A 24,717-nucleotide genomic window follows, 5' to 3' on the forward strand; every position below is an offset into this window, starting at 1 on the left:
GCGGATGCTGGTCCCGCGCCTCGTGTCGATCAGTATCCGCCGGCCCTGGCTGACGACCGCGCTCGGCCTGCTCATCGCGTTGCTCGCGCTGCTGTTCACCGCCACGCACTTCACGATGACGACGGATACCGGCGCGCTGATCTCGCCCGATGTCGACTGGCGGCGTCAGGAGCGCGCGATGAAGGACGCGTTCCCGCAGTTGCGCGACGCGATGCTGATCGTCGTCGATGGCCGGACGCCCGAACTCGCCGAGGATGGCGCGGCCCGGCTGTCGGCGAAGCTGGCGGCGGACCCGCGACATTTCCAGTTGGTGCGCCGACCCGATGGCGGCGACTTCTTTGCGCGCGAAGGCCTTTTGTTCGGCTCCCCCAACGATGTCCGCAAGGCGACCGCGGCGCTGATCGCGGCGCAACCGATGCTTGGGCCGCTTGCTGCAGATCCGTCGCTGCACGGTGTCGCAGGCGCGTTGTCGACGATGCTCGACGGGGTGGCGGCCGGCTCGGCGACGCTGGCGCAGATCGATCCGCCGATGCGCGCGCTCGCGCAGGCGACCGATCGCGTCCTCGCGGGCAAGCCGGCGTTCTTCTCCTGGCAGACGCTGTTCGCGGACGGCAGTTCAGCGCTCGCCGCACCGACCCGTCGGCTGATCCTGGTCAGGCCGGTGCTCGACTACGGCTCTCTGACCCCCGGCAAGGAGGCCGCCCGTGCCGTCGCCGCAGCCTCCGGCGCATTGCGGCTCGATGCAGCGCACGGTGTCGACGTCCGCCTGACCGGCGAGGTACCGCTGGCGGACGAGGAGTTCGCGACGCTGGAGGAGAATATCGGCGTCGTCGGGCTGGTGATGCTGGCGGCGATGCTGGTGACGCTCTGGCTCGCGACCCGTTCGGTTCGGCTGGTCGCCGCGATCGTCGCGACGATCGTCGTCGGTCTGGTCGTCACCACCGCGGTCGGGATGGCGGTGGTCGGTCGCCTGAACCTGATCTCGGTCGCGTTCATCCCGCTGTTCGTCGGTCTCGGCGTCGACTTCGGGATACAGCTTTGCGTGCGGTTCAACGCCGAGCGGGTCGACGGTGCCAGCCCTGCGGACGCTCTGCGCGGCGCGGCGACCGCGCTCGGCGCGCCATTGCTGCTCGCGGCCGGCGCGGTCTTCCTCGGTTTCGGTGCGTTCCTGCCGACTGCGTATATCGGGGTCGCCGAGCTGGGCGTGATCGCCGGGCTTGGCATGGTGATCGCGCTGGCGTTCAGCGTGACGTTGCTCCCCGCGCTGGTGCTGCTCCTGCGGCCGGGAGCGCCGACCCGCGAGGTCGGGTTCGCCTGGGCTGCACCGATCGACCGCGCGCTCGAAACGCGGCGGCGGACGGTATTATGGGCGTTCGGCGTGGCGATGCTGGCCAGCATCGCGCTGGTGCCATTCGTCACCTTCGACTTCAATCCGCTCCATCTGCGCGATCCGAACGGTCCGGCGATGCGCACGCTCGCCGATCTGACGCGAGATCCGACGCGGACGCCCAACACGATCGATATCCTCGCCCCGGATCATTCCCGCGTGGTCGCACTGACCCGGCAGCTGAGCCGCCTTCCCGAAGTGAAGCAGGTCATCTCGATCGACAGCTTCGTACCCGCCGACCAGCCGGTGAAGCTGGCGGCGATCGGCGATGCCAACGTCCTGCTCGACCTCACGCTCAACCCGTTCGATGTCGCCCCCCGCACCGATGATGCCACGCGCGCCGCCGCGCTACGGGCCGTGACCGCCAAGCTGCGCCAGGCTGGCGATCGTTCGGGGCTGGCCGATGCGTTCGATCGGCTCGCCGCCGCGCAGCCCACGGCACGCAACCGGGTGGACGACATGCTGTCGCAACCGCTCGCGGTCATGCTCGATCAGGCGCGTGCGGCGTTGCAGGCACAGGGCGTGACGCGCGCGACGCTCCCACCGGCGCTGGTCCGCGACTGGCAGGCCCCGACCGGCCAGTACCGGGTCTCGGTGTTCCCGTCCGGCAATGCCAACGACAACCGCGTGATGGAGCGGTTTCGCACGGCGGTGACCGCGATCGCTCCCAACGCATCGGGGCTGCCGGTCGCGACCCAGGCGGCCGCGTTCACGATCGCCGGCGCGTTCGTGCAAGCCGGCGTGATCGCCCTCGTGCTGGTCAGCCTGCTGCTGTTCGCGGTGCTGCGCGATGCGAAGGAGGTGGCGTTCACGCTGGCACCAGTGGTGCTGTCGATCTTCCTGACGCTCGGCACCTGCGTCGTGATCGGCCAGCCGATCAACTTCGCCAACATCATCGCCTTCCCGTTGCTGTTCGGCGTCGGTGTCGCGTTTCACATCTATTTCGTGATGGCATGGCGCGGCGGCGCGACCGATCTGCTGCAATCGAGCCTTGCGCGCGCGATCGTGTTCAGCGCGCTCGCCACCGGCACCGCGTTCGGCAGCCTGTGGCTGTCGCACCATCCGGGCACCGCCAGCATGGGCAAGATTCTGATGATCTCGCTCGCCTGGACGCTCGTCTGCGCGTTGATCTTTGAACCCGCGTTGCTGGGCCCGCCCCGCAAGGGGGAGGATTCCAAGACTCCGTAATCCTGACGGAGGTCAGGGTAATGGCGTTGAGGGCAGGTTCGGTGTTCGGGGATTCGCCTGAGACGCGACTGGGTCGGTCAGCGGATCAGCAAGCTCTGGAGCAGATTCAAGTTCCGATGGCGCTGGCGTCGCCGTCGGCAAAGAAATTGCCGCAGGATCGGCCAATGGGTCGGAAAGTTCGGGAGCATCCGACGCCGGTACCGTAGCGCCACTCGCCGGATCTGCCGGCGGGTCGTCCAGTTCGCCACCGGCTGCCTTCGCCCTGGTTCCCCGCAAGCGCTGGATCTCGGCTACCCGGTTTTGCAGATACACCGATCGCAGCGTCGCATACGGATCGACCGCACCGGCGAACAACGCACGCAGATCGTCGTCCGCCTCCGCCCGCGTGTCCAGTCCGGTCAGGACAGCGCGCGGCGCCTGGTATTCGAGCCGGTCGAACGGCGATCCGACCGCCAGCGGCAGCACCAGTCCGTCCGCCTGCCCGCCGACCAGATCGCGCAATGTCGACGGCCCGACGAACGGCAGGAATATATAGGGCCCCGGCTTCACCCCGTAGAGTGCCAGCGTATTGCCGAACCCGTTGGGCCGGTGTGGCAGCTTGATCGCCGGCAGCTTAGCGACATCAACCAGCCCGCCGATCCCGAGCGTCGAATTGAACATGAAGCGGCCCAACGTCTCGGCGGCCTTGCCGGGCTTCAGCTGGAGCAGATAGTTCAGGAAGACGATCGGCTCGCCCAGGTTGCTGAAGACGTTGCGGATACCCGATCGCACCGGTTTGGGCACGACATGCTTGTATCCCATCGCCGCGGGACGAAAGAACCGCCGATCGAAGCCCTGCTGCGTAGCGAACATGCGACGATTGAAATGTTCGAGCGAATCCCCGCGCGCATGGCGGGGACGGGCACGTGGTGCGGCCGCTGGGGGCGAAGCGGCAGGCGCTTCGCCAACCTGCGCGGGCGGAGGCACAGGTTGGGGGAGGGGCGCGGCCTGCGAGACCGCGGCCAGCAGCAGCGCCGCGATCGCTGCGCTCACCTGGCGCTCTTCGCCGCGAGCTCGTCGAGATGGGTCACCAGCGCCTTGGCGCCGCCACTCTGAAGGACGCTGGCGAAATCGGCACGGCGCGTCGCAAGCTGGCTGATCGAATTGCGGTAGAAGACGTCGATGATCTTCCAGCTGCCGCCGCTCTGGCGCAGGCGATAGGACAAGGCGGTCGGGCTACCGGACTTGCTCGACAGCGTCGTGCGGACAAGGCGGTCGCCACCGCGCGTGTCGACCTTGGGATCTATCGTGAAGGCCTGCCCGGACCAGCTGTCGAAGTTCTTGGCATATTGCGCGACCGTCATGCGGCGGAAGGCTGCGACGAGCGCGCTCTGATCCGCTGCGCTGGTCGTGGTCCAGCCTGCGCCGACCGAAAGCCGAGTCATTAACGGCAGGTCGAAGCTGCGATCGATGACCGGGCCGATCGCAGCGGCGCGGGCGGCTGCCGGCTTGCCGCTCTTCATGATGCCGAGCAGGCCGTCATCGAGCGCCTTGACCGGCGCTTGTGCCGGATCGCTCGCCTGCGCCGAAACGGGTGCCACGGCAAGCAGGGACGAGGGTAGCAGGACGGCCGAGGACAGCAGGATCTGGAGCGGGGATCGCATGCGGGTTTCTCCGAAAAACTGATTGCATGATCGCATACCCACAGGCGCGTGCCAGGTCCAGAAAGCGAATAGGCGGCGGAATCCGGAGGCTCTTGGGGCCGAGCCGAAGTTTTGACCTTTCGCCACGGGGGCGCAATGGTTACCTATGACGCAACATCCAGAGGTGGTTCGAAATCGGACGCCATGCCTCGGTGATGACGGAAAGGACATGGCGGTCTTGCAAACCACCGATGGGAACATCGATCGTTCCCCCGCTACAGTGACGACACCGCTTCAGGTGATTCTCGCGCAACCTCGTGGTTTTTGTGCCGGCGTGGTTCGCGCGATCGACATCGTCGAAAAGGCGATCGAGCGCTACTCTGCGCCCGTCTATGTCCGACATGAGATCGTCCACAACCGGCACGTCGTCGACAAGCTGCGGCGCAAGGGTGCGGTGTTCGTCGAGGACCTGACCGAGATCCCGCCCGGTGCGGTGACGATCTTCAGCGCACACGGCGTCGCGCGCAGCGTGCAGGAGGAGGCGCGCTTGCGCGAACTCCCCGTCCTCGACGCAACCTGCCCGCTGGTCACCAAGGTCCATATCCAGGGGCGTCGCTATGCGAAGTCGGGCCGGACGATCGTGCTGATCGGCCATGCCGGCCATGTCGAGGTGATCGGCACGATGGGGCAGGTCGATGCTCCGATGCATCTTGTCTCGACCCCCGAAGAAGTCGAGGCGCTGTCGATCCCGGTCGACACGCCGATCGCCTACGTCACGCAGACGACGCTGAGCGTCGACGACACCCGCGGCGTCATCATGGCGCTCCACGCGCGGTTCGCCGATGTCGAGGGGCCGGACGTGTCCGAAATCTGCTACGCCACCCAGAACCGCCAGACCGCGGTACGCGATCTGGCGCGGGTCAGCGATATGCTGATCGTCGTCGGCGCGGCCAACAGTTCGAATTCGAACCGCCTGCGAGAGATCGGTGCCGAGATGGGCATACCGAGCTATCTGGTCGATGACGGCGACGGGGTCGATCCGGTATGGCTCGACGGCGTCGCGGCGGTCGGTATCACCGCAGGCGCCTCGGCACCCGACGAACTCGTCGATTCGGTGATCGCGGCGTTGCGACTGTTGCGACCCGTGCGCGTTTCACAACTCGACGGCGTGGAGGAGAATGTCGAATTCAGCCTCCCCGCCGAACTCAGAATGCCCCGCGCTACTGCTGCGGCGGCCGAATAGGAACGAGCATGAGCCTTCCCCTCAGCCAGATCGCCCGTATCGGCGCCTACACCGTCAAACAGCATATCAAGGGCGGCAAATATCCGCTCGTCCTGATGCTCGAGCCGCTGCTTCGCTGTAACCTGGCGTGTGCTGGGTGTGGGAAGATCGACTATCCCGACGCGATCCTCAACCAGCGGCTGAGCTATGACGAGTGCATGGCGGCGATCGACGATTGCGGCGCGCCGGCAGTCTCAATCGCCGGCGGCGAGCCGCTGCTGCACCGCGACATGCCGAAGATCGTCAAGGGGTACATCGATCGGAAGAAGTTCGTCATCCTGTGCACCAACGCGCTGCTGATGAAGAAGAAGATCAACGATTATACGCCGTCGCCGTTCTTCACCTGGTCAATCCATCTTGATGGCGATCAGGCCGCACACGACAAGTCGGTCTGCCAGGACGGCGTGTACGACGTCGCCAAGGATGCGATCGCACTGGCGAAGGCAAAGGGCTTCCGCGTCCAGGTCAACTGCACCGTGTTCGACGGTGCCGATCCGGCACGCACCGCGGCGTTCTTCGACGATATGGAAGCAAACGGCGTCGAGATCACGATTTCGCCGGGCTATGCCTATGAGCGCGCACCCGACCAGGCGCATTTCCTCAACCGCGAGCGGACCAAGAACTTCTTCCGTGACGTGTTCTCGCGCGGCAATGGCGGCAAGGCATGGACCTTTACCAACTCGCCGCTGTTCCTCGATTTCCTGGCTGGCAACCAGACCTATGAATGCACGCCCTGGTCGATGCCGCTGCGCACCGTCTTTGGCTGGCAGAAGCCGTGCTACCTCGTCGGCGAAGGCTATGTGCCGACGTTCGCCGAGTTGATGGAAGGCACCGACTGGGACGAATACGGCGTCGGCAAATATGAGAAGTGCGCCGACTGCATGGTTCATTGCGGCTTCGAAGGCACGGCGGCGACCGATGCGATCCGTCATCCGCTCAAGCTCATGAAGGTGGCGATGAAGGGCGTTCGGACCGACGGACCGATGAAGCCCGATATCGACCTGTCGCACCAGCGTCCCGCTGCCGAGACCTATGCGTCACAGGTCGAGCGGGAACTCGCGCGGATCAAGGAAGCCGATCCCGTGGGTTTCAAGCGCGCGCAACGCGCCGCTTAACGCTCGGAACGCCCGCTCCGCGTCGATTCCGGTGCGAATCAGCGCGGGGAGTTGGGCAGGATGCCGCGCGAGTGATCTCAGCACTGCGCCCAGTGCCATCCCGCCGTCCGGCCGCATGCCGACGAGCGCGGCGGGCGGCAGGGTCCGCCGCGCATCGTCGGACACCACGCGGATCGCCGCGAACGGCAGGCCTCGGTGCATCGCCACGCGCGCGGCGACATGCGACTCCATATCGACCGCCAGCGCACCGGTAGCGAGATGAAGGCGGCGTTTGTCGTCGCTTGTAGCTGCCGGACTGTCCTGTCCAACGATCCCGCCAGTACGAGCGTGGGGGAGGGCGGCTCGCAGCCACGCGTCCAGACCCGCAGTGTGGGCATCGATCACCACATCGCCGATGTCGAGATCAGCCGCCAACGCGCCGCATAGCCCGATCGACAGGATTGCGCTGGCCTCGCCACAGCGCTGTTCCAGCGCGTCCCCCAGCCGCTCGGCATCGCCGCCGCCGATCACCGGGACCAGCCCCGCCTTTGCGATCAGCCGCGCCTCGCGCTGCAGGCCGCACGCGGCAAGGATCACATCCCGTACCCGACGGCGCGGGTGTTGGAGCGCTTCAGATTGCGATACCGCGCCATTGCCCAGAGCGGGAAATACTTCGGGTAGCCGTGGTATCGCAGATAAAACACGCGGGGAAATCCGCCCCCGGTATAGTGTTCCTGGCCCCACAAACCGTCCGCATCTTGATGCACCGCGAGCCAGTTGATCCCCCGCTCGACCGCATCGCCGTCGACGCTCCCCGCTGCCATCAGCCCCAGCAGCGCCCAGGCGGTCTGCGACGCGGTCGACGGCGCGGGCGTGTAGCCCGCATAATCCAGCGCATAGCTGTCGCAATCCTCGCCCCAGCCGCCATCGGCATTCTGAATGCGCTCGAGCCAGTCGACCGCCTTGGCGACCATCTGCTGTTCGGGTCCAAACCCTGCCGCGTTCAGCGCGCACAGCACCGACCAGGTGCCGTAGATATAGTTGACGCCCCAGCGCCCGAACCAGCTGCCGTCCGCCATCTGCTCGCGTTCCAGATAGGCGAGCGCGCGGGCCATGCGGGGCCCGTCGCGTTCGCCGAGCTGCGCGAGCATCGATACGACGCGCGCGCTGACGTCCGCGGTCGGCGGGTCAAGCAATGCGCCATGATCGGAGAAGGGCAGGTTGTTCAGATAGTCGTAGCTGTTGTCCGCATCGAACGCGCCCCAGCCGCCGTTGCGGCTTTGCAGCCCGACGGTCCATTCGACGCCGCGTTCGATCGCGGTAGCGTACGTTGCCCCGGCCTGCGCGCGATCCATCGCCATCACGACGACGGCAGTGTCGTCGAGATCGGGATAATGGTCGTTGTTGTACTGGAACGCCCAGCCGCCGGGTTGCACGTCGGGCTTCTCGTCCGCCCAGTCGCCCTTCACGTCCAGCACCTGGCGCGGCTTCAACCAGGCAAGCGCCTTCGCGGCCAAGTCGTCGCAGCCCGCTTCCATCATCGCGTGTGCCGCGAGCGCGGTGTCCCACACCGGCGAGACGCAGGGCTGGCAATATGCCTCGTCATCGCCGACGATGAGCAAATTTTCGATCGACTGCCGCGCGATCGCCCGCACCGGATGATCCGCCGCATAGCCGAGTGCGTCGAACATCATCACGCTGTTCGCCATCGCCGGATAGATCGCGCCAAGCCCGTCCTCGCCGTTCAACCGCTCGGTAACAAACGCAACGCACGCCTCGATCGCACGCCGGCGCATCCGCTTGGGCCAGAGCCGGTCGCCGACCTTCAGCACCCGGTCGAGCGCGTTGAACCCCGCCGTCCACAGCCACTTCGTATCCGCAGCCTTCGACCCGGGCCGAACCGCGGCGCCGGTGTAAAGTTCGTCGATCTTCACCCCCAGCGGATTGCGGGCGACCGGCTTGAGCGCGGCCAGCACGAGCAACGGCACGACGACGGTGCGTGCCCAGTACGACATCTTGGACAAGTGGACCGGGAACCAGCGCGGCGTCAGGATCAGTTCGGGCGGCATCGTCGGCACGGTCGCCCACGGCCCTGCGGCGAACAGCGCAAGCTGGATCCGCGTAAAGACGTTGCTGGCCGCCGCACCGCCCTCAGCCAGGATCGCGGTTCGTGCGCGCACCATATGTGGGGCATCGGTCGTGTCGCCGATCATTTTCAACGCATAATAGGCCTTCACGCTTGCGCTGACATCGAACGCGCCCTCGTGGAACAGGCCCCAGCCATCATGCGCCTCGGACTGGATGCGGCGTAGGTAGCGTCCGATCTTCGCTTCCAGATCCGCAGCGACGGGCTCGCCGAGATAATGCCGCAACAGGACGTATTCGGCTGGGATCGTCGCGTCGGCCTCGAGTTCGAATACCCAGTGCCCGTCGTCGCGCTGCTGCGCGGCCAATGCGGCGGTAGCGCGGTCAACCGCGACTTCGACCGCGGCAAGCGAAGGGGGGGCGTGCCTAGGATCGTTATCAGGCATGATCACCCCTTACCAAATGGGCGGCGGTTTCGCCCGAGCGCAGCGCCCCCTCGATCGTCGAGGGAAGGCCGGTATTGGTCCAGTCGCCCGCAAGGAACAGGTTGCGCCAGCGGGTACGCGCAGGCGGGCGTTTGGCATTCTGCTCGGGCGTGGCGGCGAAGGTCGCCCGCTTTTCCTTGACGATCTGCCAGCGCGGCATCGGCGCGTCGATCTTCAGCGCAGCGCAAATATCAGCCCAGAACGCCTGTGCTAGCGTCTCGCGGTCGCGGTCGACGAGATGATCGGCGGCGCTCACGGTCACCGAAAGTCGATCGTGAAACGCGAAAACCCATTCCGCGGTCCCGCCGAGCAGCCCCAGCATCGCAGGCGCGCCGGTTGGCGCTGGAAACGCGAAATGCCCGTTGACGATCGCGCGGTGTTCGTCGGGTGCCTGGAGACCGGGAATCAGCGCGGTTGCAGTCCAGGCGGGCACCGCGAGGATCACCGCCTCGTCGTCTGCGATCTGTTCCGGTCCGTCGCCCCAGTCCAGGCTGGTCGCACGGTCGCCCTCGAAGCCGATCGCGCGAAGGCGGCGGCCGAGCGTCACCGGGCTTGCATGGTCTGCGAGCCACGCCAGCGCCGGATCGATGAAAGCCGCGGACAGGTTCGGCTCGGCGATCCGCGGACGCATCGCCCTGCCACCTTTCGCGATCGTCTCGCGCAGGACTGCGCCTGCGAGCTTCGCCGAACTTTCGGCAGGTGCGGTGTTCAGCGCGGCGAGCAACACGGGTTCGAGCAACCGGGTCCACACCGGACCATCGGTCGCGATCCGCGCGTCGATCCGCTCCTCCCGATCGCCGAGCAGACGAGCTAGCGGCAGATAGTCGCGCGCACGGCTGCCCGGCACGCGACGGCGTTTCGCCATCACCCACCAGGGCACCGGACCATCGTTGATCCGCACCGTCCAGCGTTCGTTCGTCGCAAGATCGCAAAATGCGAAATCGGCATGGTCCGGCCCGGCGAGTGGGGTCGTCGCGCCGATCGTCGCCCGGAAGCGGGTGACCGCAGTGTTGCCCGACAGGACCAGATGATTGCCGTTATCGATCGTCAGCCCGAGCTGCGGATCATGATACGACCGGCAGCGTCCGCCTGCCTGCGCCGCGCCATCGACCACCCGGACCGCCAGCCCCGCCTCGCGCGCAGCGACTGCGGCGGCAAGCCCGGCCAGCCCCGCTCCGGCAATCGTCACGCAGGAAAAGCTCACCGTGTCAGGCTCAGGCGCAGTATCGTCCAGAGCAGTGCCAGCTTCGATACGCGGACGCGGGTGCGCGGCGGCGCCCAGCCGACAACCTCCATCCGCGACAGCACCTTGGCATAGGCCGCCGCCATCAACCTCGGCGCGATCAGGTGTCCGCGTGGACGCTTCGCCAGGATCGCGTTGGCCTGCGCATAATGGCCATGCGCTTCGGTCGCGAGTGCGCGGGCAACGGCGTCGATGCGCGGATCACCGATGACCTCAGCCGGTGCGGTGATCGGGATGCCCGCACCGCTGAGCAGTTCGAACGGCAGGTAGACCCGGCCGATCGCGGCATCCTCGTCGATGTCGCGCAGGATATTGGTCAGTTGCAGCGCGCGGCCAAGATGGAAGGCGAGCGCGATGCCGGGCGCCGGGTCCATCCCGAAGATCCGCACCGACAGCCGCCCGACCGCCGAGGCGACGCGGTCGCAATACAGGTCGAGCGTCGCGGCGGGGGGCCAGCGGATGTCGGCTGCGACGTCCATCCCCATACCATCGATAACCGCGTGCAAATCGGCGCGATCGAGATCGAAGCGGCGGACGGCCTCGGCGACGATGATCGCCTGTCCGGGATCGCCGCCGGCATAGAGCGCATCGATATCGGTCCGCCACTGGTCGAGCTGGGCGGCGCGCTCCGCTGGTATGCCCTGCTGATCGTCGGCGATGTCGTCGACGATCCGGCAAAACGCGTAGATCGCATACATCGCCTCGCGCTCGGCCTTCGGCAGCACGCGCATGCCGGCATAGAACGAACTGCCCGATACCTGGGCGCGCAGCGCGGCGGGTGTCGCATTGGGATTCATCGCGAACGTCCCCGTACAAGGCTGCCCAGCGCAGCACCCGCAGCGAGCCACGCCGCCTCCAGCTTGCCGTGATGGACGCGCTCGCTCAGCGGGTCGCGCGTCAACAGGCGTTCGGTCAGGCTCTCGGCAAGTCTCTGGATGATCGCCACCTCGGCGGCAAGCCGGCGGTCGCGGATCATCGCGGAGAAACCGGCGCTCGTCGCAAGCAGACCGCGCGTGCGTTCGGCGAGCGTGACGATCGTAGCCCTCAGCGCGGGCGATGCGGCATCTGCTCCGAGATCCTCGACCCGCGCGCCGTGTGCGGCAAGTATCTTCGTGGGAAGATACACGCGGTCGATCGCGCGGTAATCCTTCCCGCAATCCTGGAGATGGTTGATGATCTGCAACGCCGCGCACAGCGCATCCGACGCCGCCCAGGTCGCGCGATCCTCGCCGTGGACGTCGAGCACATAGCGTCCCACCGGCATCGCCGAGATCCGACAATAGGCGATGAGCGAGTCCCAGTCAGCATAGCGGCGTACCGTGACGTCGTGTTCGAACGCGTCGAGCAGGTCGTTGGCATGGCGCGCGTCCAGATGCCGTTCGGCCATCACCCGGTGCAGCGTCAGCGCATGCGGTTCGTCGCCTCGGCCGGTCACGCCCAGCCGCATGGCGTGCAGTCGGGCTAGCTTGTCCGGGGCAGTAGCGGTCGGATGGTCGGCGATGTCGTCGGCGGCGCGCGCGAAGCGATAGAACGCCATGATCGGCGCGCGGTGCTCCCGCTTCAGGATTGCCGAGGCGACCGGGAAGTTCTCGCCCGTGTGATCCTTGCCGGACGCGAGGTCGGCGGTCTGCTGATCCGATGCCGTTGCCATCATTGCCGCGCAGCCTGCGCGCGCCCTTTCCACATGCCGCCACGGCCTCGCCCGTGCTGCCAGGCGGATAGCAAGGTGCAGCCCGTGTAGAAAGCCGCAATGAGCGGGAGGCACGGCGACCATAACGGCGAGCGGTGGTAGAAGCGCAGCATCGGCAGGAACGACAGCGTCATCAGCAGCCACGCCGCTATCCCGAGCGCGCGGGCAGGCCCGTCGGCGAACAGCGTGAGCAGCGGCGGGGCGGCATAGACCAGGGCGAGGCCGATCACCGCGCCGATCAGTTTCAGCGGCGAATAGTCGAGCTGTGCGTAGGCGGACCGCGAGATCATCGCCGCGATCGGGCGGATGCCGTCATACGGGCGTATGCTGCGCGACCGCTCGGTCAGCCCGAGCCAGACCGGCCCCTGCGTCTTCATCAGCGCACCGAACGCGCAATCGTCGATCAGCGCACCGCGGATCGCGCCGATCCCGCCCACCGCGGCCAGAGCCTCTCGGCGCACCAGCATACAGCCCCCCGCTGAGGCACCCGGCCCTTGCCCGTTCACGCGCGAAAACGGGTAGAGCATCTGAAAGAAGTAGACGAATGCGGGGATCAATGCGTGTTCCGCCCAATGCGTGCAGCGCAGCTTCGCCATCAGCGAGACCAGGGCCAGATCATGGTGTTCGGCCCGGGCGACCAGCGACCGCAGCGTATCAGGGGCATGCGCGATATCCGCGTCGGTCAGCCAGAGATAGCGCGGTGATCCGGCGGCCACGATACCCTGCGATACCGCCCACAGCTTGCCGGTCCAGTCGGCGGGCAGGGGTGTGCCCCGCAGGATGGTCAGTCGATCGCCACCGGCGTCACGCGCGATGTCCGCCGTCTCGTCGCTGCTGCCGTCGTCGACCAGCACGATGCAGAAATCGCCGGGATAGTCCTGGGCGGCCAGGCTGCCGATCGCGCGCGCGATGACGTCGGCCTCGTCGCGCGCGGGCACGACCGCGACGACATCGGGCCAGGACGTAATATTGGGCGCGGGGGCAGGGGGTACGTCGCGCGTGTCGCGTTCGCGGGCCAGCCAGAAGCCGCCATTGCCCAGCACCAGATACAGCCAGATCGCGACCGTCGATACGGCGATGCCGATCACCCGATCATGCCTGCCTGCCGGAACCAGGCAATCGCGTCGGCCAGCGCCTGCCGATGCGGCCGCGCGTGGTAGCCGAGTTCGCGCGTCGCCTTGGCGGAACTGTAGAACATCGTGTGCTTGGCCATCCGCAGTCCGTCGAGCGTCAGGAACGGGTCCTTGCCGGTGACCGCGGCCAGTCGTTCGTTGAGCCACGCCAGCGGGAACAGCGGTGCACGCGGCAGGCGGACCGTCGGCGCACGACGGCCGACCATCGTCGCGATCGCCTTGAGCATGTCCGCCAGCGCAACGTCCTGTCCGCCGAGCACATAGCGCTCGCCGATCCTGCCCCGATCGAGCGCCAGCAGATGACCGCGCGCGACATCGTCGACATGGACGAGGTTGAGGCCGCTGTCGACGAACGCTGGCATCTTGCCGTTCGCTGCTTCGACGATGATCCGTCCGGTCGGTGTCGGCCGCACGTCGCGTGGGCCGATCGGCGTCGAGGGATTGACGATCACCGCAGGCAGGCCCTGCTCGCGGACCATCGCCTCTACCAACCGTTCGGCAACCACCTTGCTGCGCTTGTACGCACCGACGACGGTCTGTTCGGTGGCGGGTCGGGTTTCGTCGGCGGCCCCTGTGGGGTCGGGAAGCAGCGTCGCGACGCTGCTGGTATAGACGATGCGCTCTACTCCGGCTGCCAGCGCGGCCGCCATGACGTTAAGCGTGCTGGTGCGATTGTTGCGGACGATCTCTTCGGGATCGCGGGCCCAGATCCGGTAGTCGGCCGCGGTATGGATGACGTGGCGGACGCCCGCCATCGCCGCCGTCACGGCAGCCGCATCGCGCAGATCCGCTTCGACGAGGGCACCGGGGAAATCGACAAGGTTGGTCCGCGCACTGGATGGTCGGACCAGCCCCCGAACCTGCAGGCCATCCGCCGCCGCCGCCCGGGCGATCGCGGATCCCACGAAACCGGCGACGCCGGTAATCAGGAGCGTCTCGCTGGAGCTGGTCACGGCATCGAACTCTCACCGAACATAGTTGTCCGAATGCCTTACGGCCATCGTCGCGCCGCGCAATCCCGGCCTGCGCATCCGAGGATCGCTTCCGTCGCGATACCGGTCCATGCCGCCCCTTTTTCCAGTTGCGCCGCTGGTTCGACCGGGGTGCCGTATCCGGGCGGCGGAAATAGCGTTGCCGCGGTCTGCCCGAGGGTCGGGGAGTCACTAACCTGCCTAGTGCCGCTCACCCTATCCACGGTCTCCATCATCTCGTGCGACGATCGCAGCGGCTTGGCTCAGTGCCGCTTGCCCGGAAAGCCGCCAATGCGTAGGCACAGGTGCCCGGTTTCGCGATGAACGGCACGCGACGCGTCGTTGTGTGTATTTCACCGGCGGGCAACACGATGTGTTCAGGTTTTTCGGTTTAGCAGGAGCAGGCTGCCGAAGAGCTATACGCAAGGACGATCGATGCACGCACCCCGGCTTTCCCATCTGTTTCTGTCCTTTATCGCCGCGACCGTCCTCGTCCCGGCACCGGCGGCCGCAAGCTCCCCGGACCTCATCGGGCTCGAGCATGCGCTGAGCAAGCTGATCGCGGAACGCTCCGGCGACTATGGCATCGCTGCGCTGGACCTTCGCGATGGCTCGACCGTTTCGATCAACGGCGATACCCCGTTTCCGATGGCGAGCACGGTCAAGCTCGCCATCGCAGCCGCCTATCTCGGCGAGGTCGATCAGGGACGACGCAGCCTCGGCGACATGATCGTCGGCCGGCCCGCGGCGAAGGTCATGGAGCTGATGATCATCCGCAGCGATAATCAGGCGACCGACCAGTTGCTTGCTGCGCTCGGCGGCCCCGGCGCGATCCAGCAGTGGCTGTCATCGCAGAATATCACCGGTATCCGGATGGACCGGACCATAGCCCAGCTGCTGCGGGAGCGCGGCCACCTTGCGGACAGCCGGGATGTCGCCACGCCGGTCGCGATGGTCACGCTGTTGAACAAGATCGACAATGGTACCGTCCTGACGGCGCAAAGCCGCACGTTCCTGTTGGAGCTGATGAGCCGATGCGCGACCGGCACGCGCCGGATCCGCGCACTCCTCCCCGCCGGTACGCGCGTGGAGGACAAGACCGGCACGCTCGACGGTATCACCAACGACGTCGGGTTCATTACCATGCCCGATGGCCGCCGCGTGGCCGTCGCGGTGTTCGCGCGCGGTGGACGCGATCGCCAGCCCGTCATCGCCCAGGTTGCGCGGGCGATCTATGACCGGTTTGCGGATAGCGTCCGCAACGCCGTCTCTATCTTCATGCAAATGCGGTAGTCGCCCGGTCCTTGGGTCGGTCGCTGTGTACCGGCGCAGGCAGACGGCGGTGCGTTCCGCTCGTTGGTTGCCTGCATAGTGCGGCTTACGACGATACCGTCGCGTCCCAAACGGCTGGAGCAATTCCGGATTACCGCCTATCGATGACGGGAGAGTCCTGAATCTAGCGGAGAGACCTGATGACCGAGACCGCAGAGTATGTGCCGCCCAAGATCTGGACGTGGAACAAGGAGAGCGGAGGCCGGTTCGCCAGCATCAATCGTCCGACCGCGGGCGCGACGCATGACAAGCCACTCCCCATCGGCAAGCATCCGCTCCAGCTCTATTCACTGGCGACGCCCAACGGCGTGAAGGTGACCGTGATGCTCGAGGAGCTGCTCGCTGCCGGGCATGTCGGCGCCGAATACGACGCGTGGCTGATGAGGATCATGGACGGCGACCAGTTCGGCAGCGGTTTCGTCGAGGCCAACCCCAATTCGAAGATACCGGCGCTGGTCGATCGCAGCGGCGCGACTCCGATCCGGGTCTTCGAGTCCGGTTCGATACTGCTGTATCTGGCCGAGAAATTCGGCGCGTTCCTTCCCACCGATCCCGCCAAGCGCGCCGAAGTGCTGTCGTGGCTGTTCTGGCAGATGGGCGCGGGTCCGATGCTCGGCGGCGGGTTCGGGCATTTCTATGCCTACGCGCCCGTGAAGATCGAATATGCGATCGACCGCTTCGCGATGGAAGTGAAGCGCCAGCTCGACGTCCTCGACCGGCGGCTCGGCGAGAGCGAATATATCGGCGGAGACGAGTATTCGATCGCCGATATGGCGGTGTGGCCGTGGTACGGCGCGCTCGTGAGCGGTCAGGTCTATGAGGCTGCCGAGTTCCTTCAGGCGAACGACTACAAGAACGTCGTGCGCTGGACCGACTTGATCGGTGCGCGGCCTGCGGTGAAACGCGGGCGGATGGTCAACCGCGTGATCGGCGATCCTGCCAGCCAGCTCCACGAACGCCACGACGCGGACGACTTCGAGACTAGGACGCAGGACAAGCTCGACGCGACAGCGACGGAGGGCGAGACGCGCTAGGGTCAGGAATCACTGTTCTAGCTGGAAAATGACGGTGGCAGCGAGGGCGGTGGCGGCGAAGAAGACGGTGGGGCATCGGTCGTAGCGGGTCGGGGTGCCACTTCTTTAGGCAGCCGGGCCATGCGGTCTGCCTTGGACGGTCGCGTTGATCATGATGGTCTTTGGTTCGGCATCCGCGGCAGCCAATCCCTCCATCATGCGGCCGACGACGCCTCTTTCGCTGCACCGGGTGTACGGCGTCTTGTGCGGACCATACGCGACCGACGCGTTGGCCTGAATCAAATCGCGCCTCCCACGTCATGGGTCCTGACCCTGAGCGTAGGGCTATCGGCTCGTAGACTATAATCCCTTGCGGCGATCTGCGTCGTTTCGGGTCTATCTGCCGAGGAGGGGCGTAGCGGTGACGCCATAACGGAGGTGTCTTCGATTGATCCCCGCTGCGTCCGGGCAGAGCATGCCTCCCAGCCGGCTCGACGAAGCCGGCACCACGACAAAGGAGGACATCATCTCTGCAGCTGCCGCACATCCGACGGTTCACGAAGTGAAGCATGCCGATCTCGCGAACAACACGTTCGACGGCAAGAAGCCCGATCTGTACATCAACACCGGCACCCTGGGCGGGAAGCACTTCCTGTTCACGGTCGAGAAGGCCGATGGCCGCCCGACCTTGATCGCCATCCACCTCTGACGCGTTCGCTGCTGGCCGGCCGTGCGGCGTGCCCGCACCGCCGGCCATGCGCGACCGCGCGACCGAGATCGGACGATAGCGTGCAGATCGAAGACATCCAGACCATTGGCCGCCCCCGGCTGAATACCGAAATCCGCGTCGGCGGGACCGCGCTGCTGCTCGGCGACCGCCATACGCTCGTCGCGCGCGACGTGCCGCAATCCGTCCTCGAACGAACGCTGCGACGGATGGACGGCGCGACCACGCTCGACCGGATCGTCGCCGAAGAGCCCGCTCTACTGCGCGAGGTGGCCGACGATCTGGTCGTGTCGCTCGACGGGCTGGGCCTGCTCGACGACACCGCACTGCCGCCGTTTCGCTCCGGGTCCGAGGTCATCCTGGAGCTTGAGGAACTGGTCGAGGCGCGTTGCGAGACGACGATCTACCGCAACCCGTTCTGGCAGACCTGCCTCGCCGCCAACGCGCCGGGCGACCTCTCGCAGCGGCTTGCTACCGGCATGGTGATCGAGAACTGGCATTTCCTGTTCCGCGAAAGCTATTTCGACGCGCCGGTGCTGTCCTATGTGCCCAACACCGCGGTCAGGCTCCTGCTGAACGAGTTCTTCTCCGAAGAATATGGCCATGACGAGATCCTGCTGCGATCGCTGACGCATGTCGGCCTCACTTATGCGGATATGCAGGACGCGATCCCGCTGCCCGAGACGATGGCGCTGTGCAACGCGCTTGCCTATTGGGCGCACAACGATCCGCTGTTCTTCTTTTCGACGCTCGGCCTGCTCGAAGGGCAGGGGATGAAGGAGGACAGTTTCATCGAGGCGTGTACCCGCGTCGGCATGGACGACGGCTTCGTCGGCCCGCTGCGCACGCATGCGAACATCAACATCGATGCGGGGCATGGCAACCTTACCCGGCTGATCTTCCAGCAGATCCCCGCGATCGCCGAGACCGACGTGCGACGTCTGAAGGCGGAGATGCCGCTGTTCGTCGACCTGTACGACGCGTTCTATTCGGGCGTCTGGCGGCACTATACCGGCGACGCGCCTTTGCTCCGCCGCGTCTCCGATCTGTGAAAGGACGATAGCATGGAGGCCACCATAGTCGGGCTCAGCCAGCCCAAGTTTCGGCTCGGCGTCACCACGGATATCGATGCGAACGAGGCCACGATCCGCATCGGCAAGACCACGTGCGCGTTCGCGTTCGAGACCGCGGAGGCGCCTGCCGTGGCTTGCCTGATCGCCCAGCTGGTGGGTGGCGGCGTTTCGATCGACGCGATGATCGCCGGCGTTCCCGAGATCGCCGACAAGGTACCGGCGCTGCTCCAGGGGTTCGACGCGGTCCGGCTGTTGGTCGAATCCGAGCCGGGCACAGAAGGGCTGGTCAGCGGCGCGCAGCTCTACCGCGAGATCCGCCGGATCGCCGAGCGCGTCACGCAGCGCGTCGCACGGTCCGCGTTCCACACCGCGCTGCTCGAACACCGCGCGACGCGCGAACAGCTGATCGGGTATGCGCTTGAATATTTCTACATCGTCAAGGCGGCGCCGGGGCTGATCGGGCCCGCGCTCGCGACCGCCCGGACTTCGCGGGAACGCGATCTGCTTCAGGGGTTTCTCAAATCCGAACTCGGCCACGACGCGTTCCTGGCGCGCGCGCTGGAGGCGGTCGGTCTCACCCCGGAGGAGCTGGAAGCGCATCAGCCGCTACCGACCACGTTTGCGCTATGCGCCGCGCTCGGCGTCTATGCGCGCCAGCACCCGCTGTCGTTCAAGGCCGTGCTGTTCCTGTTCGAGGTGGCGCAGGTAGCGTTCGTCGACGCGTTCGACGACCGCTGTCGCGAACTCGATCTTCCCGCCGCCTTCTACCTGCCGCTGCGCGATCATGCCGACCTCAACGCGGATTACGAGCATGCCGACATCTCGCGCGACCTGATGGCGCTCGAAGGGGTGGTCGACCGCGAGGCCGCGGTGGTGGTCAAGCGCAACGTCGCGCTGATGATCGAGACGATGATCCTCCAGGAAGAGCAGATCCTGACGTTCTACGCCCAGCCCCGTGCGGCGATCGCGCGCATCTTCGAGGATTCCTGATGGATCTCTGGACCTTCCACCGCTACGCCGATCCGCGCTTGTGCGTCGACGCGATCGAGCACGCGCCCGACGCATCCGCGATCGCGCTTACGCAGGGCGACGCGAGATATGTCCTGGCGCTCGACGATGCCGCGTCGGCGACACGGATGGCGACCGAACTGGCGACGCTGCGCGACGGCGGCGCCCCGCTCTGGGACCTGATGCGCGAAGCGGGGGCGGATGGTTGGGGCGCGCTGGGTGCCTTTCTCGATGGCCGCGCGCTGATCGGGGAGGGGCACGACGGGATCCGACAGACACTTGCCGCGCGGATCGCCGCGATCGACTCATGCATCGACGGCACCATCGTCGCCATTCGGGCGGACCTGCCAACCCACCGGCTCGACCGCCTCGTCGCCCACGCAGCCGTGCTGAGGATCGAGTCGGACATGGCGCTCGCCAGCGCGACATTGGGCACCACGGGCGACCCGTTCGACGCGGACGTCCAACCCAATTTCCATCTTGGGCTGATCATCGCCGAGTTCGCCTATTTCCGAAACTCGGCGCCACTGACCCTGATCGCCGCCGGGGTGATGCTCGCGCGGATCACGGGCGAGGACGCCGCGCTGCCGGAGAGCGACGCGATCGTCGAGGCGCTGGCGCTCTACGATCCGCGCGATCTGGAATCGCACCTCTGGCTGATCGCGCGGGCGCTGGCGGACTCGACCGACGATGCCGCGCTGCGCTTCGCCGTTCCGCCGATCCCCGATCTGCCGACGCTGACGGGCCTCGAATTCATGCGCCGCGTCGAGATGCTGACCCGCAGCACGCTCGGGAAATGGGGCGAAAACCCGTATGTCACGATGCTCGATGCGCTCGGCGATCGCTGGTCGCCGCTGATCGCGGGGCCGTTCATCGAACAATATCACGTGACCTGCCGGTTCGTGGAGATCATCGCGCCTAATCTCAGTCGCCGGCTGATCGCGCCGCTGCGGGCGATGATGTTCCGCTATTTCGGCGAGGAGGTCGGGCACGAGGCGCTCGAGAGCACGACCTGCGAGACGCTCGGCATCACCCAGGCGGCGCTCGATCGCGCGGTACCGCTGCCGCTGCATTTCGCGTTCGTCGACCTGCTGACTCTCATGGCGCAGGTCGATCCGGTCACGTCCTGCGCGTCGGTCATGGTCATCGAGGGTGTGTTCGGCGAGCCGCCAAAGATGTCGCTTAGGCTCGCTTCGGTCGCGCGTACCAATCCCGCGTTCAGCGATCTGGCGGGCGATCATGACGAACTGAACGAGGATCTGAACCACAACAGCATCTCGCGCGACGCGTTCGAGCACATCGTCGCAAGACCCCCTGCGACGCAGGTGCGCGTCATGCGCCGCATCCTGTTCCTGCTCGAACTCAACCACCGCGCCTGGGGTGGGATCGCGGATTTCTACGGACCGCAGACGTCGCTGCACCTGCAGGGGCCGCTCGGTCGCCCGCTGGCCCCCGGTGGTGGTTCGGGTTAAGGTGATACGTCGGAGTGCTCAGTCTTTGCGACGCAGCACGGCAACGATCGGAAAATGATCGGACGGATAGCGGTCGCCGGCGTGATCGGTCAGCACGGCGACGCTGACCGGCGCGAAACCGCGTACCATGATGTAGTCGATCATTGCCTGGGGCTTGCCGGTGAAGTCGTGGAACGTGCCTTCAGGACCGGTTTTCGTCGGCGAGGTCGCCCAGACGTCCGTGAGGACGGCCGCCAGCCGACGATGCGCTTCGCTGTCGGGCGTCGCGTTGAAATCCCCGGTGAGCACGATCGGCAGGCCCTTGGCGAGCATCGGTAGCCTGGCGGCGATCAGGTCTGCGGATCGACGACGGGCTTCCTCGTCTTCGACGTCGCGGTTCGCGAAATGCGTATCGATCATGAGGAACCTGTAGGGCTTCGTGCCGCGCGTCGCGAAGATGCCCCAGGAGACCATCCGTGGGAGCGTCGCACCCCAAGCCATGCTGCCGGGCACTGCCGGGGTCTCCGAAAGCCAGAAGTCCCCCTGGCTGACGAGACGGAGATGATCGGTTCGGTAGAATATGCCCATATGCTCGGTGGTATGGCCGCCAAACCGGTCGCGGCCGAACCAGCGGAATTCGGGCAGCGCACGGACGACATCGCGGCCTTGCGACTGGAATAGCTCCTGTGTTCCGATCACGTCGGGATTGGCCGCGCGGACCGTCTTCACGAACACGTCGCGGCGCTTTGCCCATACGTTCGGACCATCGTCGGGGTTCGGATAGCGCACGTTGAACGTCATGACGCGCAGGTCCTGTGCGACCGCCGGCATTGCCTGGGCCAATGTCAGGGTAGCCAGGATCTTGAGGGAATAACGCTTCATGGATAACCTGCTGCACGAAGAATGACGGGATGGTCCGATCTGATTCCGCCGCGCTAATCAGGGTTCGTGTCCGTCTGATGACATCGACTGAAGCGCACCATCGCTGCCAGTTTCGATTGTGCGACCACGCCTAAAACGGCGTTACATATATTATACGATACGTCACATCGCCGTCATACGCTCGCACTAGGGGCGGCGCAGACCGAAGTTATTCCCCATTTTCAGGTGTTGCATGAACAGATTTGATCGTTCTGCCGAGGACGTGCGTCCCATGTTCGGCGTGCTCGCTTTACGCGGGAGTACCGCCTGTCTGGCGATCGCAATTGCCACGCTGGCCATGCCGTCTGCCGCCTATGCGAAGGGTGCCGACGCACCATCCGCGCAAGCCCAGGCGCAGGGTGTCGTCGTGGGTAAGTCCGACGAGGTCAAAAATGCCGCGGGTGAGGAGATCGTCGTCACGGGCCACGCCTCGAAGAAAGCGGAGATCGAGTCGACTGGTACGACCAGCGTGCTGTCGAGCGCCGACCTCCAGCGCCAACCCAATGTCAGCGTCGTCGATGCGATGGCACGACTGCCGGGTATTTCGGTCGCACCGACCGACTTTTTCGGCACGCCCTCGTCGGGCAATCACGGCGGCCTCGACGGCGCGGCGCGGGGTGGCGCGAGCTTCGTCTATCTTCGTGGGCTGAGCGGTTCGTACAACGTCAATCTCGTCAACGGCGCGAACGCGGCGCAGGGCATGCCGTATTCGCGCCAGATCCAGCTCGATCTGCTGCCTCCGGTTGGCATCGCCGCAGTCGTCGTCAACAAAACGTCGACCGCGGACATGGACGGCGACGCGATCGGTGGCACGATCGACTTCCGCACGCCGTCCGCCTTCGACTTCGACAAAAAGACGCATGTCGGTCTCTATCTGCAGGGTGGCCTGAGCCAATACGCGCTCGATTACCACACGCCGGCGGGGACGGGGATGGTGCAGGCCGAAGTCTCGCACCGCTTCGGCAACGACGAGCAGTTCGGCGTTTACGCCTCGGGTTATTACGGCAAGCGGTATTTCGCCTCGACGATGGTCGACTTCCAGGCTGGCCAATGGGAGTTCGCGGTCTCGCAAGGCGAGCAGGGTAGCAATCCCGATGGCTTCGCCAAGAAGGACAATCTGCTGCTGACGAGCACCAATGCCCAGTTCAGCGAGGGCAATCAGGTGCGCTATGGCGGCGCGCTCGGCTTCGACTGGCATCTGGGTGCGACGAAACTCTACGCACGCGGCACCTATGCGGTCTCGAACATCGAACAGAAAATCTATCAGAAAAGCATCCAGGCCGACCGCTATTCGGCCGCGGTCGTCCGCCCCGATGGTCTTTACCAGAATGCCGAGAGCGACGGCGAATATCACGCATGGTTCGAAACGGCCCCGGCGGAGTCGACGCTGGCATCGGGCGTGCTCGGCGGTACGACCGATGCCGGTCGCCTGACGCTCGGCTACAGCGGCTTCTGGAGCTGGGGCAAGAGCGCGGCACCGGACCATTCGGAGGTGACCTACCAGACGTTCGCGGGCAACCAGTTAAACGGCCCTTTCGCGCTCTCCTATCGTAACGGCTATCCTCTGCCCCTGCTCAGCACCGCGCAGCTGGCCCGTTTCAACAACAATGCGCTGTACGGCGTCGAACAGGACAGCGGTGAGTTCACCAACTCGCGCAGCACCGCCTCCAAGCTCGGCGGACGCTTCGATGCGACCTACAAGATCGGGTCGTGGCTGGAATCGCTGACCGCCGGCGTCAAGGTCGTGCACAGTACGCGCGACAGCTTCTCGCGCGACTACAGCAATCTGAACTTCCTGCCCGCCGGCCAAGCACTGAACGCCAGCCCGTTCGCGCGCGGCGAGGAGTCGTCGATAGATCGGGAATACTACCCCTATAGCTTCGTACGAGGAGATGGCGCCGCGCTTACCGCCGCGGCGCGCAACGCCGCAGCGGCCACGACGCTGTCGGCCAACGACTTCAATCGGAACACGCTGTCGGGGCATGAAAACGTCTATGCGGGGTACGCGCTCGCCAAGATCGTCAGCAACGCGCTCGAGGTCCAGCCGGGCCTGCGGTTCGAGCATACGGATATCGACAACATCTTCTGGAATTCCGTCAGCGTCGACGGCATCTCGGGATCGGCGCTACAGGAAGGCTTCAAGTCCAGCCGGACCCACTACGACATTCTCCTCCCGAGCCTTCATGCTAACTACCGTTCGGGCGAGGAGAATGTCATTCGCGGTGCGGTCTGGCGGAGCTACACGCGCCCGGCATTCTTCCAGCTTGCCGGCGGGAGCCAGACGAGCGTGAACTCGGACGGCACGATCAGCGTGACCGAAGGCAACCCGGACCTGAAGGCCGTGAAATCCTGGAATTTCGACGCCAGCATCGAACACCAGCATCGCGGTTTCAGCGCCTCCGTCGCCGGGTACTACAAGGCGCTGAGCGACTATCTCTACGATCGTGGCACGAACTTCCGCGCGACGCAGATCGCGGTCGATGGTCTTCAATCGGTGTCCAAGCCGGTCAACGGCGGAACCGCAGGCCTTTACGGCGTGGAAATCGCTGCACGGTACCAACTGGTGGAGTTGCCGGGTTGGGAATCCGGATTCGGCATATCCGGTAACATGACGCTGCAGCATTCGTGGGCGCATCTGAACGACGCGTCGACCGATAAGACCCAGCCGATGCAGGGGGCGCCCGAACGGCTCTACAATGCGTCGCTATTCTACGAAAAGGGCGGCCTCTCCGCGAACGTGTCGTACCGCTACAACGGCCCGCTGATCGCCGCGTACCGGTTCGGCGATTTCGGCGGCAAGGAGCTGAACGACACGCAGCGCGCGACCAGCAGCGTCGACACGACGGTCGGCTACAGCGTCAACAGCGATCTGAAAATCGCCGGCGCGGTGTCGAACATCTTCGACAATATCAGCTATTACCGCACGGTCGGCCCGGACAGCTATCAGGTTCCGCAGATCGTCCGCTGGGGCCGGACCTTCACGATGACGCTCACGGCAGGCTTCTAGCGGCG

At 65.9% G+C, this 24,717-nt stretch carries 21 protein-coding genes; 10 read left to right on the top strand and 11 right to left on the bottom strand.

The window, feature by feature from the left end:
- Nucleotides 1–4: 4 nt before the first annotated feature.
- Entirely contained in the window at nucleotides 5–2,575 is a 2,571-nt protein-coding gene (locus C8J47_RS06130) for an MMPL family transporter (RefSeq protein WP_121885355.1), read from the top strand.
- Between the two features lie 12 nt (nucleotides 2,576–2,587).
- Here the strand turns inward: C8J47_RS06130 and C8J47_RS06135 are convergent, their stop codons facing one another.
- Together C8J47_RS06135 and C8J47_RS06140 are read right to left on the bottom strand one after the other, a co-directional pair.
- Nucleotides 2,588–3,607, bottom strand: coding sequence for a VacJ family lipoprotein (locus C8J47_RS06135; protein WP_259467395.1), 1,020 nt, complete (start codon nucleotides 3,605–3,607; stop codon nucleotides 2,588–2,590).
- Nucleotides 3,604–4,218 carry an ABC transporter substrate-binding protein gene (locus C8J47_RS06140; protein ID WP_121884910.1) on the bottom strand — a complete coding sequence of 205 codons (615 nt, stop codon included), beginning with the start codon at nucleotides 4,216–4,218 and terminating at the stop codon, nucleotides 3,604–3,606. Before C8J47_RS06140 ends, C8J47_RS06135 begins: the two co-directional genes overlap by 4 nt.
- A 259-nt stretch (nucleotides 4,219–4,477) precedes the next feature.
- Between C8J47_RS06140 and ispH the strand changes: the two genes are divergently transcribed.
- Both ispH and hpnH read left to right on the top strand, forming a co-directional pair.
- Entirely contained in the window at nucleotides 4,478–5,440 is a 963-nt protein-coding gene (gene ispH / locus C8J47_RS06145) for a 4-hydroxy-3-methylbut-2-enyl diphosphate reductase (protein ID WP_259467396.1), read from the top strand.
- 8 nt (nucleotides 5,441–5,448) lie between these two features.
- Nucleotides 5,449–6,594, top strand: coding sequence for an adenosyl-hopene transferase HpnH (gene hpnH / locus C8J47_RS06150; protein WP_121884912.1), 1,146 nt, complete (start codon nucleotides 5,449–5,451; stop codon nucleotides 6,592–6,594).
- Here the strand turns inward: hpnH and C8J47_RS06155 are convergent.
- From C8J47_RS06155 to hpnA, 7 genes are read right to left on the bottom strand one after another with little or no spacing between them, the layout of a single operon-like run.
- Nucleotides 6,517–7,170 carry a phosphorylase gene (locus C8J47_RS06155; protein WP_183129035.1) on the bottom strand — a complete coding sequence of 218 codons (654 nt, stop codon included), beginning with the start codon at nucleotides 7,168–7,170 and terminating at the stop codon, nucleotides 6,517–6,519. The genes hpnH and C8J47_RS06155 overlap by 78 nt on opposite strands.
- A complete protein-coding gene (gene shc / locus C8J47_RS06160; RefSeq protein WP_121884913.1) occupies nucleotides 7,167–9,104 on the bottom strand; it encodes a squalene--hopene cyclase in 1,938 nt (645 codons plus the stop codon). The genes C8J47_RS06155 and shc overlap by 4 nt, the downstream gene beginning before the upstream one ends.
- Complete coding sequence (gene hpnE, locus C8J47_RS06165; RefSeq protein ID WP_259467397.1) at nucleotides 9,097–10,332, bottom strand: hydroxysqualene dehydroxylase HpnE; 1,236 nt, start codon at nucleotides 10,330–10,332, stop codon at nucleotides 9,097–9,099. The genes shc and hpnE overlap by 8 nt, the downstream gene beginning before the upstream one ends.
- A gap of 11 nt (nucleotides 10,333–10,343) precedes the next feature.
- Nucleotides 10,344–11,183 carry a presqualene diphosphate synthase HpnD gene (gene hpnD, locus C8J47_RS06170; protein WP_121884915.1) on the bottom strand — a complete coding sequence of 280 codons (840 nt, stop codon included), beginning with the start codon at nucleotides 11,181–11,183 and terminating at the stop codon, nucleotides 10,344–10,346.
- Nucleotides 11,180–12,040 (bottom strand): squalene synthase HpnC, encoded by an 861-nt coding sequence (gene hpnC / locus C8J47_RS06175; protein WP_404969250.1) that lies wholly within the window; start codon nucleotides 12,038–12,040, stop codon nucleotides 11,180–11,182. Before hpnC ends, hpnD begins: the two co-directional genes overlap by 4 nt.
- Nucleotides 12,037–13,164: a glycosyltransferase gene (locus C8J47_RS06180; RefSeq protein ID WP_121884917.1), complete on the bottom strand. Its 1,128-nt coding sequence runs from the start codon at nucleotides 13,162–13,164 to the stop codon at nucleotides 12,037–12,039. Before C8J47_RS06180 ends, hpnC begins: the two co-directional genes overlap by 4 nt.
- Nucleotides 13,161–14,162, bottom strand: coding sequence for a hopanoid-associated sugar epimerase (hpnA, locus tag C8J47_RS06185; RefSeq protein ID WP_259467398.1), 1,002 nt, complete (start codon nucleotides 14,160–14,162; stop codon nucleotides 13,161–13,163). The genes C8J47_RS06180 and hpnA overlap by 4 nt, the downstream gene beginning before the upstream one ends.
- Nucleotides 14,163–14,615: 453 nt before the next feature.
- Here hpnA and C8J47_RS06190 point away from each other — a divergent pair, with 453 nt between their 5' ends.
- Both C8J47_RS06190 and yghU read left to right on the top strand, forming a co-directional pair.
- Nucleotides 14,616–15,473 carry a serine hydrolase gene (locus tag C8J47_RS06190; RefSeq protein ID WP_121884918.1) on the top strand — a complete coding sequence of 286 codons (858 nt, stop codon included), beginning with the start codon at nucleotides 14,616–14,618 and terminating at the stop codon, nucleotides 15,471–15,473.
- 179 nt (nucleotides 15,474–15,652) lie between these two features.
- Entirely contained in the window at nucleotides 15,653–16,546 is an 894-nt protein-coding gene (gene yghU / locus C8J47_RS06195; protein WP_121884919.1) for a glutathione-dependent disulfide-bond oxidoreductase, read from the top strand.
- A gap of 105 nt (nucleotides 16,547–16,651) precedes the next feature.
- On the opposite strand, the gene C8J47_RS19150 is transcribed toward yghU, so the two are convergent.
- Nucleotides 16,652–16,828, bottom strand: a complete 177-nt coding sequence (locus C8J47_RS19150; protein WP_183129036.1) for a hypothetical protein — start codon at nucleotides 16,826–16,828, stop codon at nucleotides 16,652–16,654.
- 172 nt (nucleotides 16,829–17,000) lie between these two features.
- Between C8J47_RS19150 and C8J47_RS06200 the strand changes: the two genes are divergently transcribed.
- The 4 genes from C8J47_RS06200 to C8J47_RS06215 all read left to right on the top strand — a co-directional run bounded on the left by C8J47_RS06200 (nucleotide 17,001) and on the right by C8J47_RS06215 (nucleotide 20,805).
- Nucleotides 17,001–17,234, top strand: a complete 234-nt coding sequence (locus C8J47_RS06200; protein WP_220683350.1) for a hypothetical protein — start codon at nucleotides 17,001–17,003, stop codon at nucleotides 17,232–17,234.
- 80 nt (nucleotides 17,235–17,314) lie between these two features.
- Nucleotides 17,315–18,304, top strand: a complete 990-nt coding sequence (locus tag C8J47_RS06205) for an iron-containing redox enzyme family protein (RefSeq protein WP_220683351.1) — start codon at nucleotides 17,315–17,317, stop codon at nucleotides 18,302–18,304.
- Between the two features lie 12 nt (nucleotides 18,305–18,316).
- Nucleotides 18,317–19,315, top strand: a complete 999-nt coding sequence (locus tag C8J47_RS06210) for an iron-containing redox enzyme family protein (RefSeq protein ID WP_121884920.1) — start codon at nucleotides 18,317–18,319, stop codon at nucleotides 19,313–19,315.
- Nucleotides 19,315–20,805, top strand: a complete 1,491-nt coding sequence (locus tag C8J47_RS06215; protein ID WP_121884921.1) for a hypothetical protein — start codon at nucleotides 19,315–19,317, stop codon at nucleotides 20,803–20,805. Before C8J47_RS06210 ends, C8J47_RS06215 begins: the two co-directional genes overlap by 1 nt.
- 18 nt (nucleotides 20,806–20,823) lie before the next feature.
- On the opposite strand, the gene C8J47_RS06220 is transcribed toward C8J47_RS06215, so the two are convergent.
- Nucleotides 20,824–21,666 carry an endonuclease/exonuclease/phosphatase family protein gene (locus C8J47_RS06220; RefSeq protein ID WP_259467399.1) on the bottom strand — a complete coding sequence of 281 codons (843 nt, stop codon included), beginning with the start codon at nucleotides 21,664–21,666 and terminating at the stop codon, nucleotides 20,824–20,826.
- Nucleotides 21,667–21,898: 232 nt separating this feature from the next.
- Here C8J47_RS06220 and C8J47_RS06225 point away from each other — a divergent pair, with 232 nt between their 5' ends.
- Complete coding sequence (locus C8J47_RS06225) at nucleotides 21,899–24,712, top strand: TonB-dependent receptor (RefSeq protein WP_121884923.1); 2,814 nt, start codon at nucleotides 21,899–21,901, stop codon at nucleotides 24,710–24,712.
- Nucleotides 24,713–24,717: the final 5 nt, after the last annotated feature.

It is taken from the genome of Sphingomonas sp. PP-F2F-G114-C0414 (genome assembly GCF_003688595.1).
Lineage (GTDB): Bacteria > Pseudomonadota > Alphaproteobacteria > Sphingomonadales > Sphingomonadaceae > Sphingomonas.